Below are 13,125 nucleotides of genomic sequence, written 5' to 3'. Positions count from 1 at the left end.
GCGGTTGCCGTTCGCAGTTCCCTTCGATCATGAACGGCGAAGAACTACAGTTAGATCATGGCTCGGAACTGGCCGATGATCGAGCGCGAGACCGAGTTCGAGGCGATTCGGTCCGCGCTCACCGGATCGGCGTATGTGGGTGCGGTCCTGACCGGTGACGCCGGGGTGGGCAAAACGACGCTGGCCAGACAGGCGACCGCGGCGGTCGGCGGGAATATTCGGTGGGTAGCGGGCACGGAGTCGGCCCGCAGTATTCCGCTGGGCGTATTCGCGCACATGGTCGGCGTCTACACCGCACACGACCCGGTCACGTTCATGTCCGCGGCGCGGGAGGCCCTGCTCGCCGACGGGCACACCATCATCGGCGTCGATGACGCGCATCTTCTGGACCAACTGTCCGCAACCTTGCTGCTGCAGTTGGCCATCGACAAAGCCGCCCATATCGTCGCCACCGTGCGTAGCGGGGTGCAGGTTCCCGACGCGGTGACCTCGCTGTGGAAGGACGGGCACCTGCTGCGCGTCGACCTCAACCCGTTCACGCAGTCGCAGAGCGTCGACCTGGTGGAGTCGATGCTCGGCGGTCAGCTCGAGGGCTTCACCGCCAATCTGATGTGGGAGTCCTCCGGCGGAAACGCACTGTTTCTGCGGCATTTGGTGGAGGGCGCGCTGGAGGCGGGCACCCTGCGCCAGGTCAACGGCGTCTGGCAGCTGCGCGGCCGCGCCGCGGTGACCTCGGAATTGGCTGCGCTGCTCGAGGATCGGGTCGAGCAGTTGCCCGAGCAGGTGCTTCGGGTGCTCGAGCTGCTCACCTTCTGCGAACCGATCGACCTCGACGTGCTCGCCGAGCTGGCGGGCGAGGACGCGGTGGAGGCCGCCGAAACCCGCGGTGTGATCCGGGTTGTGGAGAACGCTCACCAGCTCATCGTGCGCTACAACCATCCGCTGTTCGGCGAGGTGATCCGGCGCAGGCTCGGCATCGCGTCGGCGCGGCGGCTGCGCGGCAGGCTGTACTCCTCGCTGAAGGAGCGCCGCATCAATTCCGCCGCCGACCGTATACGATTGGCCGAATTGGCCTTGGACAGCGACAAATCCGCCGATCTGGAGCTCTTCGAGGCGGCCGCCGCCGACGCCATCGGGTTGGCCAACCTGCCGCTCGGCGAACGGTTCGCCAGGGCGGCGGTGGAGCGGCGCGGCGGTGTCGAGTCGGCCGACCTGCTGGCCAGGGCGCTGCTGTGGCAGGGGCATCGGATCGAGGCCGAACGCACGCTGGCCAGCTTCGACGCCGACAACCTCAACGAGGTGCAGCTGGCCCGCTGGGGCAGCACCCGGGTGTCGAACCTGTTATGGGCCATGGGCGATGCCGATCGCGCCGACGAGGTGCTCGCCCAGGTCAGGGAGCGGGTGCGGCATCCGAAGATCATCGCCACGTTCGCCGGGCTGGCCTCGGCGTGCGCGGTGAACGAGAACCGCATCGAGGACGCGTTCTCCGAGGCCGAGTCGGTGATGACCACCAAAGGCGCTCCGCACTGGGCGGTCTGGTGGGCGTCCTTCGGCGGCGGGCTGGCCTTGGCGCTGATGGGCAAGGCCGAGGCGGCCAGGCAGTATGCCGCCCGCGGGCACGAGGTGGAGCTCGAGATCGACGGGCTCAACCGGTTCATGTCCACCCACGCCGAGGTGCTGGCGCTGATCTACAGCGGCGAGTTCGAGGCCGCGAGGCGTTGCGCCACACCGTATTTCGGTTACACCGCGCCCGGTCAGTATCTGGCGTGGGGCATGTCCAAGATCTTGCAGGGCACCGTCGATGTGGCGCAGGGACGTTTCATCGACGGTATCGAACATCTGGAGCAGGCACTGGCCGCGCTGACCACCGAGGGTGCGGCGGCGTGGTTGTTCCCGGCGAGAATCCGTCTGGCGGAAGCGTATTCGGCATTGGGCCGGGCGCACGACGCCGCCGAATCGGTGGCCGAGGCGGTACGGCGCGGCGGCAGGCACAGCGCCGTCTACGAACCGCAGCTGGAGATCGCCAAGGCTTGCGTGGCGGGCGCCGAGGGCACCGTCACCCCCGCCGTCCGGCTGGCGATCGGCGCGGCCGACGCGGCAGCGCGTTCGCACCAGCACGCGATCGAGGCGATGGCGCTGCACACCGCAGCGCGCTTCGGTGACCACTCGGTGGCGGGCAGGCTCGCGGACCTCGCGGCTCGGGTGGACGGTCGGCTCGTCCAGGTTCAGGCCAAACACGCGGTCGCGCTGGCCGCCCACGACGGCCCCGGACTCGACGCCGCCGCAACAGAATTCGAGTCCATCGGCGCGGTGCTCTCGGCCGCCGACTCCGCCGCGCAGGCCGCGTCGGCGCACGAGCGGGCGGGCGACCGCCGCCGCCTCCTCGAATCCGCCGCGGCCGCAAACCGACTCGCCGCGGCCTGCGGCGGCGCCGCCACCCCCGCCCTGCGCAAGGCCGCTCAACCGCTGCCGCTCACCGCCCGCGAACGCGAGATCGCGAATCTGGTCGCGGCCGGTCTGTCCAACCGGCAGATCGCCGACCGGCTCACCGTCTCCGTCCGCACCGTCGAGGGGCATCTGTATCGGGCGTGCATCAAGATGGACGTCACCGACCGCGAGTCGCTGGGGGCGTTGATGCGTGGGGAATCGTCCGCATAGCGCTTCGAGCTGGTCGTGGGCAGCCGCGTTCGTCGAGCTGCGGCATCCACAGCGCGGAGCGTTCGGGCGTGCGTCGGATCTCTGGCCACCTACTGGCTACCGGATCGAATGACCGGGGCCGACGGGGTACGGTCACCTCTAAGCGATCGAGAAGGGTTGTCGAGCATGGTGCGGTGGACAGTGGCGATGGGTGTGGCGGCGGTCGCGCTCACGGCGCTGTCCGGGTGCACCCAGTCGGGGACGCCTGTGCCCTCGTCAGCCGTGGTGAGCACCGCGCCCGCGCTCAACCCCCAGCAGGAGCGCAACCGGCGCATCCACGAGCGACTGCTCGAGCTCGGTTGTACGACCAACAGCTGCATCCAGACGTATTTCGCCTGCATGGACGGCTATCTCACCGGCGAGGCGTGCGAGTTCTACCGGCAGCATCCGCCGGAACAGTGAATGGGAAAGCCCCGGGCCCCTGATTCGAAAATCAGGGGCCCGGGGCTTCGTCCATCGGCACTCAGGCGGGCTGCAACCCACGGGACGGGACGACAGGGTTCGCGACCCGCTCGGTGCGCAACCCGGCCGCGAACACCGCGACCCAACCCCAGGCCAGGAACGAGGCGATCGCGAAGGTGATGCTGGTGAGCGCCGGAATCGACACCGGAAGCACGATGTAGACCACCGCGATCACGATGCCGAGTACGGCCGCCCCAGTGCGCCGCTCGCTGCGGAACCGCCGCGCCAGGATCACGATGGCCGCGACCAGCGACAGTCCGGCGACGGCCGCGCACACCCCGTGCAGCGTGCCGTGCCAGGTCATCACCTCGGTGGCGCCCACCGGGTAACCCTGGTACGGGTCGCAGACGAAGACCCCCGCGCCGATCATCCCGGCGGCGAACACCCCGGCCAGGCGCGGCACCCACACCCTTCCGATCCCGGTGGTGAGGCGGCGGCGCAGCCCGACCGCCATCAGCGCGAACAGCGCGCCCGTCGCCAGGAAGTTCGCGATCTGGATTCCGCCGAGCGAGCCGATCGCCAGCTGGCTGATCATGTGCTCGCGCAGGTCGAATCCGTCCTTGGTGAACGCCTGGGCCAGCGCGACGACGAAGAACATCGGGGTGGCGAGAATGCCTGCGGCCAAAAGCTTTTCGGTCTTCATGAGTACTCCTCGGCGGGGTTGTCATCGGCCGCTTCGGGCCGTCACGGGTGTAGACGGCGCCCCGCCCGCGAACTAATCGCTCCGCTAGGTCTTCATCGCTGCGGATGCGAATTCATCGCTGCGTGGGTACTTCATCGCTGCGCTGGGGTACTTCGTCGCTGCGCTGGGGGGTACTTCGTCGCTGCGCTGCGGTACTTCATCACTGGGCTGTGGTGAGGAATTCCCCCGCCGCGGGGGCGAGGATGTCGATCCTCGGGTCGTGGCCGAGTTTGGCCAGCTCGCGGTGCTTCGCGTCGGGCAGTGCCGCGGCGACGGCCTTGGCCGCGTTCTTCAGCAGCGCGGCGCTGTCGGCGCCCGCGACGACCAACGTCGGCACGGTGACGCCCGACCAGTCGGCCGCGCGCAGCCGCTCACCGCGCATGTACTGGCGCACGACGGCCCAGTCGTGCGCGGTCGACGGCGCCACCGCCTTCAGGCTCTTCCAGAACGGCGTCATCCGCATGGCCGTCACCATCGTCCACGGCACGCCCATCGCCTTGGTCATGTAGTACCGCACCGTCTTGCCGCGTTTGTCGTCCGCGATCAATTCGTGCAGCCGGACGTCCAGGTCGGCGGGCGGAACGCGCTCGGAGCGATCCACCACGATCGGCGGTTCGAACGCCACCACCTTCGTGATGCCGGGCACCCGTCCCGAGCTCGCCGCGCGCAGCGCCAGCACCGCCCCCGACGACCAGCCGAACAACGCCGCCGACCCGCCCGCCGCCCGCACCAGCGCGGCGATGTCGTCGATCTCGTTGTCCACGTCGTACACGCCGGGAGTGTCCCCGCTGTCGCCGCGACCCCGGCGGTCGTAGTTGATCACGGTCAGTCCGTACCCCTCGGCCAGCGCCTCGGACAGCTGCACCATCTTCGGGAACGTCCGATACCCGAACGCCCCGCCGATCAGGATCACCGTGCCTGCCGTGCCGTCGCCGACGCGGTCGAACGCGATCGTCGTCCCGTCCGCGGAAGTGACTGTCTCCATGCCTGCGCTCCTTTTCGGTCGGTCGTCGGACGGCGCGAACTCGCCGAATCATTCGCAATGAGCAACGCTATCCGCCGTGGGCGGGTACGACGCCGCCGGAGTCCGTCGTCGGCGAGAACGGCGCAAGCCGCCCGGTGCGAAGACCACGCATCAACGCCGGTTTCGGTATCCGCCGGGACCCTCCGAGCGTCAGAACAACGTCGGCTCCCCGAATCCCGGCGTCCGCTCGATCTCCAGCAGTCGTTCCTTTGTGGAGATCCCGCCCGGCGCGGAGAACCCGTGCAGCCCGTTGTCCGCGGCGAGCACCCGATGGCACGGGATGATGAGCGGAATCGGGTTGCGCCCCAACGCTTGACCGACCGCCTGCGCGCCGCCCGGCGCGCCGACGCGGTTCGCGACCTGGCCGTAGCTGAGGGTGTGGCCGGGGTCGATGGCGCGGGTCACCGCGTAGACGGCGCGGTGGAATTCCGGGATCGCGCTGGTGTCCAGGGGGATCCAGCGCAGGTCGTCCAGCTCGCCCGCGAGGTGGGCGCGGATGCCCGCGATGGCCTCGGCGATCACGGGGGTCGGTGCGCCTTCTGGCACCTCGGCGCCCGCACGCCGCCGGGTGATGCGGGCACGAGTGGCCTCCCGGTCCGCCTCGGGCAGCTGGAACCGGAACACGGCGTCACCGCTCCAAGCGATCGCGCACACCCCGATCTCGGTGTCGAACAGCGCCGCGACGGCCGGGCGAGCGGACTCACTCATACCGTCAGTGTGCACCCCGGCACCGACAAAACCCGTTGTTGCCGGATATCAGGCCAGTTTTTCAGAACTGGCCTTAACCGCGCTCCGGCTCGCGTCATGGCTTCGCCGCAGCACGGCGGCCAGCGAAGGCCGCAACGGCGAAAACTCCGGCTCCGGCTCGTGGTCGCGGCCGCGCATGGCCGCGAGATCCGAGTATTGCCGCAGGTCATCGTAGTGCGAGGGGCGGGCGTCGAGGAGCGAGCCGAGCGGGCGGAACCGCTCGAGCTCGAATAGGTCCTTGGTGCGATTCGGCGCGTAGTGGTAGATCGCGTAGCAGAACGCGGCGGCGACGAGGAAGGTGAGCAGGGCGGTCATACTGGACACGTTCCGCCAACTGGCCTTGCCAATAAATATCCAATCCCTCAATACTGGACCTTATGGCGACACGAGTGATCGGCGCGGCCAGCCTGGCGCGCGATTTGGGCAGCTGGCGCAGCGCCGGTGACGACGACCCGGCGCGGCGCGCGGCTCGTCCCGCGTACCTGGCCCTCGCGGAGGGCATTCGGCTGCTCATCCACGACGGCCGCGCGCCGCTCGGCGTCGCCCTGCCCAGCGAACGCGACCTGGCGGGCACGCTCGGCGTCAGCCGGACGACCATCACCTCGACCTACGCGCTGCTGCGCGAGCACGGCTACCTGATCAGCCGCCAGGGCTCGCGCAGCACCGTGGCGTTGCCCCCTGCGGTGCCGCACGACGGCACCAAACCGGCGCGCAGCATCCTGGCGCTGATGGCGCAGCCCGAGCTGACCACCATCGACATGACCTACGCCGCGATGGCCGCGCCGCGCGAGATGCAGGACGCGTATTCCGACGCGCTGCAAGGACTTCCGGCCTATCTCGGCACCCACGGCATGGATCCGGTCGGCGTGCTCGCGCTGCGCGAGGCGGTGGCCCGCCGCTACACCGAGCGCGGACTGCCCACCGAGCCCGAGCAGATCCTCATCACGCTCGGCGCCCAGCACGGCCTGCGCCTGCTGCTCAACGTGCTCACCGCACCGGCCGCTCGTGTCTTGATCGAGCACCCCACCTATCCGAACGCCATCGAGGCCATCCGCGATGTCGGTGCGCGTCCCGTCCCGGTGCCGCTGCTGCCGGAGAGCCCGCACTCGGGCTGGGATCTGGACGGAATCCGCAGCGCCGCAAGGCAAACCGCGGCCACCTTGGCCTACCTCGTCCCGGACTTCAACAACCCGACCGGCATGCTGCTCGACGCCGAAGGTCGCGCGGAACTGACAGCCATCGCGCGCGAGACCCGCATGACGGTCGTCGTCGACGAGTCGATGGTGGACCTCGGGCTGGACGTGGACACCCTGCCGCCGCCGGTCGCCGCGTTCGCCAAGGGCGCCGAGATCATCACGATCGGTTCGGCGTCCAAGTCGTTCTGGGGTGGTCTGCGAGTCGGCTGGATTCGCACCAACCAGACACTCATCACCAAGCTGCTCGGCATTCGTTCCACTGTCGACCTCGGCACCCCGGTGATGGATCAGCTCGCCACGGTGCACCTGCTGGAGCACGCCGACACCATTCTCGACCGCCGCCGCGATCAATTGCGCAGCCAGCGAGCCGCTTTGCGCGAAGCGCTGGCCGAAGAGCTGCCGGATTGGCGGATCAGCTCGGGAGTGGGCGGGATGTCGGTCTGGGCTCAGCTGCCCGCCCCGGTGTCCACCGCGCTCGCCGCCACCGCGCCCAATCACGGCGTATTGCTCGCCGCCGGACCGCGATTCGGCGTTCAGGGAGCTTTCGAGCGGTTCCTCCGGCTGCCGTTCACGCATCAGGAGGCCGATCTGCGGCTGGCGGTGAAAGCCGTCGCCTCCGCTTACGGGGCGCTCACCCCTCGCGCTGCCGATCCGCTGAATCCGCTCACCTGCTACTGAGTTTCGCGGGCCGCACCCGAAAGCGAACGCCCCGTGACCGTTCGGCCACGGGGCGTTCGCGGCGGAAATATCAGTCCGCCCAAACGGATTCGATCGGCGTCGCCTCGGTCGGCGGCGGGGTCGGGATGGCGGCCGGGGTGCGCGAGAAGCGCGGCGCGGGCGCGTGCTGCACCACGCCGTCGATGTCGACCAGACCGTTGCGTGCGGCGATGTGCGCGTTCTCGGTGGCCTCGGTCAGCGTCAGCACCGGGGTGGTGCAGGCGTCGGTGCCGTCGAAGACCGCGGCCCACTCGTCGCGGGTCTTGGTCTTGAACTTCTCCGCGAACAGCTTCTTCAGCTGGTCCTGGCCGTTCGGGTCGATCTGCATCGGGAGGCCCTCGGGGTCGATCTCCAGACCCTTCAGCAGTTCGGCGTAGAACTGCGGCTCGATCGCGCCGACGGCCATGTACTTGCCGTCGGAGGTCTCGTAGGTGTCGTAGAAGGCCATACCGGTGTCGAGCAGGTTGGTGCCGCGCTCGTCGGACCACAGGCCGACTCCGCGCATGCCCCAGATCATGTGCGAAAGGGCAAGCGCGCCATCGATCATCGCGGCATCGATCACCTGGCCTTTGCCCGAGCTCTGCCGTTCCACCAGTGCGGCGAGGATGCCGAACACCAGGAACATCGAGCCGCCGCCGAAGTCGCCGACCATGTTCAGCGGCGGCACCGGTCGCTCGCCCTTGCGGCCGATCGCGTTCAGCACGCCGGTCAGCGAGATGTAGTTGATGTCGTGGCCCGCGCGGTCGGCCAGCGGGCCGTCCTGGCCCCAGCCGGTCATCCGTCCGTAGACCAGTCGCGGATTGCGCGCCAGCGCCTCGTCGGGGCCGAGGCCCATGCGCTCGGTGACGCCGGGACGGAAGCCTTCGATGAGCACGTCGGCCTTCTCGATCAGCCCGAGCACCTTCTCGATGTCGGCCGGATCCTTCAGGTTCGCCTCGACGATGGTCCGGCCGCGCCACTGCGGACGCTCCATGAACCCGGGCAGCAGATTCGGCCGCTGCACCCGCACCACGTCGGCGCCGAGATCGGCCAGCAACAGCGCGGCGTGCGGACCGGGGCCGATACCGGCCAGCTCGACAACTTTGATGCCCGCGAGCGGGCCCTGCTTGGTGGCGGTGGATGGTGTGGTCACGCCCTACCTCGGTTCGTCGTTGATCCCTGCGCACCGCCCGGCGGTGCGGTCCCCCGGGCAGCACCCGCGGATGTATTGACAGTATGACAATAACGCCGCCACTTTCTATCGGAACCCTCCGTCGTGCACCGGGCGGCCCGGTAGGTGAGAATCCCAGCATGAGCGTGTGGGGCGAGGTCGTCATCGGCCTCCTGATCCTGGTCGGCCTGCTCGGCATCATCGTGCCGATCCTCCCCGGGGTGATCCTGGTCTTCGGCGCGATCCTGGCCTGGGCGATCATGACCGGCGGCGCCACCGCGTGGACCGTCTTCGCGATCAGCACGGTCTTCCTTGTGCTCTCCGGGATCGTCAAATACACCTGGCCGGGCCGCAAGATGAAGGACGCCGGCGTCTCCAACCGCGCCCTGTTCCTCGGTGCGGTGCTCGGCGTCGTCGGCTTCTTCGTCATCCCGGTCGTCGGCCTCTTCGTCGGCTTCGTCCTCGGCGTCTACCTCTCCGAACTCCAACGCCTCGGCCAGAACCAACCCGCCTGGCACACAACCAAACACGCCCTCAAGGGCGTAGGCCTCTCCATGCTCATCGAACTCCTCGGCGCCCTCCTGGCCACCGCCACCTGGATTCTCGGCATCACCCTCACCTGATCCGTCCTCGCAGCTCGCCCACACACCTCGCAGCAGCAGCAACCGCTGCGAGGTGTGTGAAGTCTCTGCGAGGACCCGATTTGGGAAGGGTTGTACACAATTGGCGGGTTGTGCACAGGTGGGGGCGGAGATGGGTGTTCGGGTCGTAGGTGTGCGGGACGATCCGAGGTATGGACATACCGGTGCCGGTACAGCGGGGGCGGGCGATCGCCGAGGGGTTCACCGATCGGGAGTTGCACGGCCTCGAGTGGCGGCGCGTGCGGCGCGGCGCATATCTGAATGCCGGGCGGATGGCTGAGTTGTCGGCCGAGGAGAAGCATTTGGCGCTGGCCCGTGCTGTATGTCAGGTTTCCAGTCCGAAGGCCGTGGTCAGTCATATCTCGGCCGCGATGGCCCATGGGCTTTCGCATTGGGATGTGCCGACGCACCGGGTGCACCTGACCCGCGACCGCTCGGCGGGTGCTCGAACATCACGGCAGGTCGTTCTGCATGCCGCCCGAATCGAGGCCGACGAGGTCGTGCGGTGCGGCGGTCTCACGATGACCAGTGCGGCGCGAACAGTGGTCGACCTTGCTCGCACGATCCCCTTCGAGCGGGCAGTAGTGGTCGGCGACAGTGCATTACGGCTCGGTGCGGTCACCCCTGCCGATCTGCTCGAACAGCTCGGCCGCTCGAAGGGGCGACCGGGCAATTCCGCCGCCCGTCGCGCGATCGCTTCCATGGACGGCCGCTCCGAAAGCGTGGGCGAGTCACGAAGCCGAGTCGCCATACGAGCGGCCGGCCTGCCGAACCCGGAGTTGCAGGCGCGAATCACCACACCGGAGGGTACGTGTATCGCCCGAGTCGACTTCTTGTTTCCCGGACTCGGCGTCGTCGGCGAGTTCGACGGCCTCATGAAATACCGTGCGGCACACCGAGGCCCGCGCACCGCCGAAGACGTGGTGATCGCCGAGAAAGCCCGCGAAGACGCGCTGCGCGCCCTCGGTTGGCTCGTAGTCCGCTGGACCTGGGCCGAACTCGAAGCCCCCAACGCTCCCTGGCTGACCCGCCTGACGCGCGCCGCCGACCTCCGTACCGCTTCCCGTATCGGAAGCTGGTACCCCGCAGACCTTCCACACGCTTCGCAGGCGCAACAACCCCTGTGAAGCGTGTGAAGCCGCTGCGAGGGCCTAGCTCAGCGCGTGGTCGAGGTCGGCGAGGAGGTCTTCGACGTCCTCGAGGCCGACGGAGATGCGGACCACGCCGTCGGAGAGGCCGATGCCTGCGCGGCCCTCCGGGCCCATGGCGCGGTGGGTGGTGGTGGCCGGGTGGGTGATGAGGGTCTTGGCGTCGCCGAGGTTGTTGGAGATGTCGATGACGCGCAACCGGTTCAGCACCTCGAAAGCGCGCTTCTTGCCCTCGTCGGAGGGTGCGTTCAACTCGAACGTGACCACCGTGCCGCCGCCGGACATCTGGCCGCGCGCCAGGTCGTACTGCGGATGCGATTCCAGGAATGGGTATTTCACCCAGCTGACCGACTTGTTGCCCTCCAGGAAACGCGCGATCCGCAGCGCGGACTCGGTGCTGTGACGCACCCGCAGCGGCATCGTCTCCAGACCCTTGAGCAGGGTCCACGCGTTGAACGGGCTGAGCGCGGGGCCGGTGTGGCGCATGAGCGTCTTCACCGGGCCGTCGATGTACTCCTGGGAGCCGAGGATGGCGCCGCCGAGGACACGGCCCTGGCCGTCGATGTGCTTGGTGCCCGAGTACACGACGACGTCGGCGCCGAGCTCGAAGCCCTTCTGCAGCAGCGGCGTGGCGAAGACGTTGTCCAGCACCACTTTCGCGCCTGCGGCATGCGCGAGCTCGGTGACCCGGCGCACGTCGACGAGGGTCTGCATGGGGTTGGCAGGCGTCTCGAAGAACACCGCGGTGGTCGGCACCGACAGCGCCTGCTCCCACTGGTCGAGGTCTTCACCGTCGATGAACACCGTCTCCACGCCCCAGCGCGGCAGGATCTCGTTGCACACCACGAAGCAGGACCCGAACAGGCTGCGCGCGGCGACGAGCCGATCGCCTGCCTTCAGCAGCGCGCCGAGCGCGGTGAACACCGCCGACATGCCGCTGGCCGTCGCGAACGCCGCCTCGGCGCCGTCGATCAGGCGGATCCGCTCCTCGAACATGGCAACGGTCGGGTTGCCGTAGCGGGAGTAGACGAAGTGCTCCACCTCGCCGGTGAACGCGGCCTCGGCCGCTTCCGCGCTCTCGTAGACGAAGCCGGAGGTGAGGTACAGCGCCTCGGAGGTCTCCTCGAAGCCGGAGCGGCGCAGGCCGCCGCGCACGCCGAGGGTGGCGGGGCCGACGCCCTCGGGCAGCGGCTTGTCGAACGCGCCGCCGGTGATCACGACTGCCGCCAGGGCAGGCCGGTGGCGCGCCAGCCGGTCGCGCCGCGATGTCCGGACGCGTCGAGCGAGCCCTCGAAGCCCTCGATCACGTTGTAGGACGGCCCGATGCCGAGCTGGGTGGCGATGGTGGCCGCGTGCGCAGAACGCTGGCCGGAGCGACACAAGAAGACGACGGGCGCCTCCGGCTCGCGGCTCTCCAGCGCCTTGCTCAGCTGCTCGGTGAACTGCGGATTGCGCGTGCCGGTGCCGTCCACCCACTCGATCAGCACGGTGGGCCGCTCGATCGAACTGGTGTCGGGCACTCCGACGAAGCGCCACTCCGCTTCGGTGCGCACGTCCACCAGGACGGCGGCGGGGTTGTCGCGCAACACTTCCCACGCCTGCTGCGGGGTGATGTCACCGGCATAACTCATCTGGAACCTCCTGTGAATCCGCACTTGCCGCACCAGGTTCGGTGCGCGGCCAGGTCGTCACCCGGAGCACCCCACCGCGGAGGAGGGTTGCCGACCAGCCAGCCGGGGCTTGGCGCTGGTTCTCATGACCTAGGGACTGAGATTGCCTGCACCGAGGTCACCGTGTCAAACATTGCAGACCAGCCATTTGCCGTCGGTCCTGGTGAGGTTCCAGGTCGCGGTGTACTCCTTGCCGTCGACCCTCGTGGTCACCGTGGCCTTGGCCCGATCGCCGTTGAGGGTCTGATCGGTGACGGCGATGAGTTCGATTGTCTTGCCGACACCTTCCTGCCCGGCCAACGGCGACTTGGCGGGGTCGAATTCGGCGCAGCCGGTACCAGGTGGCGGCACCATATCGGTGTTGTTGGCGCCCTCGACGAAGTTGCCGACCGCGCCCGCGATCTTCTCGGCCTCTGTGACATTTTTCTCAGCGGGCGAGAGCACGCCGCCGAGCCCGATGGCCACCAGCACGATGACGGCGAGCACGGCCGCGGCCAGGAACGGCGCGAGGGAACGCTTGTCGGTCTGATCGACGACGATCGGTTCGTCTTCGTCGGGGGACTGCTGCTCGGTCATGGATCGATCATCCCTGGTCGGCGCGGGTATCCGACGCCCGGCCCCGCCGTGGGCCACGCGGCCCTCGTAGCGGCCCCCTCGACGCCGCTATGGTGGAGAAGAGAGCGAACCGGTACGACGCCCGCGCAGGTGGGCGGCCGGCTGGTTCACCGCACCGGCGCGGGTGACCATGGGTAGCACCGATAGAATCGCGAGATTGAGATCTGCTGCCGTAGCCATATGGCAGTGCACCGTCGTATGCGACCTGGGGACCGTGGAGCCACGAGCCAGCATCACCAGCGCTCGTGGCGCAGGGTGCAAACAAGCGGTCCGTCAACTTAGCCTAAGCTAAGACGGACGCCATTGAACGTTTCGACCATAAGGGTGCGCGTAAGAGATGACCGAACAGAGGCCTGAAGCTCACACCGCGGCGACC

The 13,125-nt window shown here is 68.7% G+C and carries 13 protein-coding genes and 1 riboswitch; of the genes, 5 read left to right on the top strand and 8 right to left on the bottom strand.

What is annotated here, in order from left to right; genetic code table 11:
- The first annotated feature begins 57 nt into the window (after window positions 1–57).
- Together AC3EO7_RS34025 and AC3EO7_RS34020 are read left to right on the top strand one after the other, a co-directional pair.
- Complete coding sequence (locus AC3EO7_RS34025) at window positions 58–2,658, top strand: helix-turn-helix transcriptional regulator (RefSeq protein ID WP_431968038.1); 2,601 nt, start codon at window positions 58–60, stop codon at window positions 2,656–2,658.
- A 165-nt stretch (window positions 2,659–2,823) separates the two neighbouring features.
- Window positions 2,824–3,099 (top strand): hypothetical protein, encoded by a 276-nt coding sequence (locus AC3EO7_RS34020; protein WP_431968036.1) that lies wholly within the window; start codon window positions 2,824–2,826, stop codon window positions 3,097–3,099.
- Window positions 3,100–3,160: 61 nt separating this feature from the next.
- On the opposite strand, the gene AC3EO7_RS34015 is transcribed toward AC3EO7_RS34020, so the two are convergent.
- From AC3EO7_RS34015 to AC3EO7_RS34000, 4 genes are all read right to left on the bottom strand, one after another.
- Window positions 3,161–3,802: a DUF998 domain-containing protein gene (locus AC3EO7_RS34015; RefSeq protein ID WP_431968034.1), complete on the bottom strand. Its 642-nt coding sequence runs from the start codon at window positions 3,800–3,802 to the stop codon at window positions 3,161–3,163.
- A gap of 199 nt (window positions 3,803–4,001) precedes the next feature.
- Window positions 4,002–4,826 carry an alpha/beta fold hydrolase gene (locus AC3EO7_RS34010; protein WP_431968032.1) on the bottom strand — a complete coding sequence of 275 codons (825 nt, stop codon included), beginning with the start codon at window positions 4,824–4,826 and terminating at the stop codon, window positions 4,002–4,004.
- A 189-nt stretch (window positions 4,827–5,015) separates the two neighbouring features.
- The gene (locus AC3EO7_RS34005) at window positions 5,016–5,573 is read right to left on the bottom strand and encodes a methylated-DNA--[protein]-cysteine S-methyltransferase (protein WP_435593440.1); all 558 of its coding nucleotides are present in this window, start codon (window positions 5,571–5,573) and stop codon (window positions 5,016–5,018) included.
- Window positions 5,574–5,621: 48 nt separating this feature from the next.
- Window positions 5,622–5,927, bottom strand: a complete 306-nt coding sequence (locus tag AC3EO7_RS34000; RefSeq protein ID WP_435593439.1) for a hypothetical protein — start codon at window positions 5,925–5,927, stop codon at window positions 5,622–5,624.
- A gap of 62 nt (window positions 5,928–5,989) precedes the next feature.
- Between AC3EO7_RS34000 and yczR the strand changes: the two genes are divergently transcribed.
- On the top strand, window positions 5,990–7,486 hold the full coding sequence (gene yczR, locus AC3EO7_RS33995) for a MocR-like transcription factor YczR (RefSeq protein ID WP_431968026.1): 1,497 nt from the start codon (window positions 5,990–5,992) through the stop codon (window positions 7,484–7,486).
- A 70-nt stretch (window positions 7,487–7,556) separates the two neighbouring features.
- Here the strand turns inward: yczR and AC3EO7_RS33990 are convergent, their stop codons facing one another.
- Window positions 7,557–8,657: a CaiB/BaiF CoA transferase family protein gene (locus AC3EO7_RS33990; RefSeq protein ID WP_431968024.1), complete on the bottom strand. Its 1,101-nt coding sequence runs from the start codon at window positions 8,655–8,657 to the stop codon at window positions 7,557–7,559.
- A gap of 158 nt (window positions 8,658–8,815) precedes the next feature.
- Between AC3EO7_RS33990 and AC3EO7_RS33985 the strand changes: the two genes are divergently transcribed.
- Complete coding sequence (locus AC3EO7_RS33985) at window positions 8,816–9,298, top strand: DUF456 domain-containing protein (protein WP_435593438.1); 483 nt, start codon at window positions 8,816–8,818, stop codon at window positions 9,296–9,298.
- A gap of 170 nt (window positions 9,299–9,468) precedes the next feature.
- Entirely contained in the window at window positions 9,469–10,443 is a 975-nt protein-coding gene (locus tag AC3EO7_RS33980; RefSeq protein ID WP_431968020.1) for a hypothetical protein, read from the top strand.
- Window positions 10,444–10,467: 24 nt separating this feature from the next.
- On the opposite strand, the gene AC3EO7_RS33975 is transcribed toward AC3EO7_RS33980, so the two are convergent.
- The 3 genes from AC3EO7_RS33975 to AC3EO7_RS33965 form a co-directional block, all read right to left on the bottom strand.
- Window positions 10,468–11,682, bottom strand: a complete 1,215-nt coding sequence (locus AC3EO7_RS33975) for an O-succinylhomoserine sulfhydrylase (protein WP_435593437.1) — start codon at window positions 11,680–11,682, stop codon at window positions 10,468–10,470.
- Window positions 11,679–12,095, bottom strand: a complete 417-nt coding sequence (locus AC3EO7_RS33970) for a rhodanese-like domain-containing protein (protein ID WP_431968016.1) — start codon at window positions 12,093–12,095, stop codon at window positions 11,679–11,681. Before AC3EO7_RS33970 ends, AC3EO7_RS33975 begins: the two co-directional genes overlap by 4 nt.
- A 15-nt stretch (window positions 12,096–12,110) precedes the next feature.
- A riboswitch (SAM riboswitch) is annotated at window positions 12,111–12,225 on the bottom strand.
- Window positions 12,226–12,260: 35 nt separating this feature from the next.
- The gene (locus tag AC3EO7_RS33965) at window positions 12,261–12,710 is read right to left on the bottom strand and encodes an Rv0361 family membrane protein (protein WP_431968014.1); all 450 of its coding nucleotides are present in this window, start codon (window positions 12,708–12,710) and stop codon (window positions 12,261–12,263) included.
- Window positions 12,711–13,125: the final 415 nt, after the last annotated feature.

Source organism: Nocardia sp. bgisy118, assembly GCF_057708605.1.
Note: the sequence above shows the minus strand (reverse complement) of the source record. Positions and strands in the feature narration are given on the sequence as shown.

Coding starts and splice junctions, on each gene's coding strand:
- AC3EO7_RS34025 (WP_431968038.1), top strand. CDS start 58: ATGGCTCGGAACTGGCCGATGATCGAGCGCGAGACCGAGTTCGAGGCG.
- AC3EO7_RS34020 (WP_431968036.1), top strand. CDS start 2,824: ATGGTGCGGTGGACAGTGGCGATGGGTGTGGCGGCGGTCGCGCTCACG.
- AC3EO7_RS34015 (WP_431968034.1), bottom strand. CDS start 3,802: ATGAAGACCGAAAAGCTTTTGGCCGCAGGCATTCTCGCCACCCCGATG.
- AC3EO7_RS34010 (WP_431968032.1), bottom strand. CDS start 4,826: ATGGAGACAGTCACTTCCGCGGACGGGACGACGATCGCGTTCGACCGC.
- AC3EO7_RS34005 (WP_435593440.1), bottom strand. CDS start 5,573: ATGAGTGAGTCCGCTCGCCCGGCCGTCGCGGCGCTGTTCGACACCGAG.
- AC3EO7_RS34000 (WP_435593439.1), bottom strand. CDS start 5,927: ATGACCGCCCTGCTCACCTTCCTCGTCGCCGCCGCGTTCTGCTACGCG.
- yczR (WP_431968026.1), top strand. CDS start 5,990: ATGGCGACACGAGTGATCGGCGCGGCCAGCCTGGCGCGCGATTTGGGC.
- AC3EO7_RS33985 (WP_435593438.1), top strand. CDS start 8,816: ATGAGCGTGTGGGGCGAGGTCGTCATCGGCCTCCTGATCCTGGTCGGC.
- AC3EO7_RS33980 (WP_431968020.1), top strand. CDS start 9,469: ATGGACATACCGGTGCCGGTACAGCGGGGGCGGGCGATCGCCGAGGGG.
- AC3EO7_RS33970 (WP_431968016.1), bottom strand. CDS start 12,095: ATGAGTTATGCCGGTGACATCACCCCGCAGCAGGCGTGGGAAGTGTTG.
- AC3EO7_RS33965 (WP_431968014.1), bottom strand. CDS start 12,710: ATGACCGAGCAGCAGTCCCCCGACGAAGACGAACCGATCGTCGTCGAT.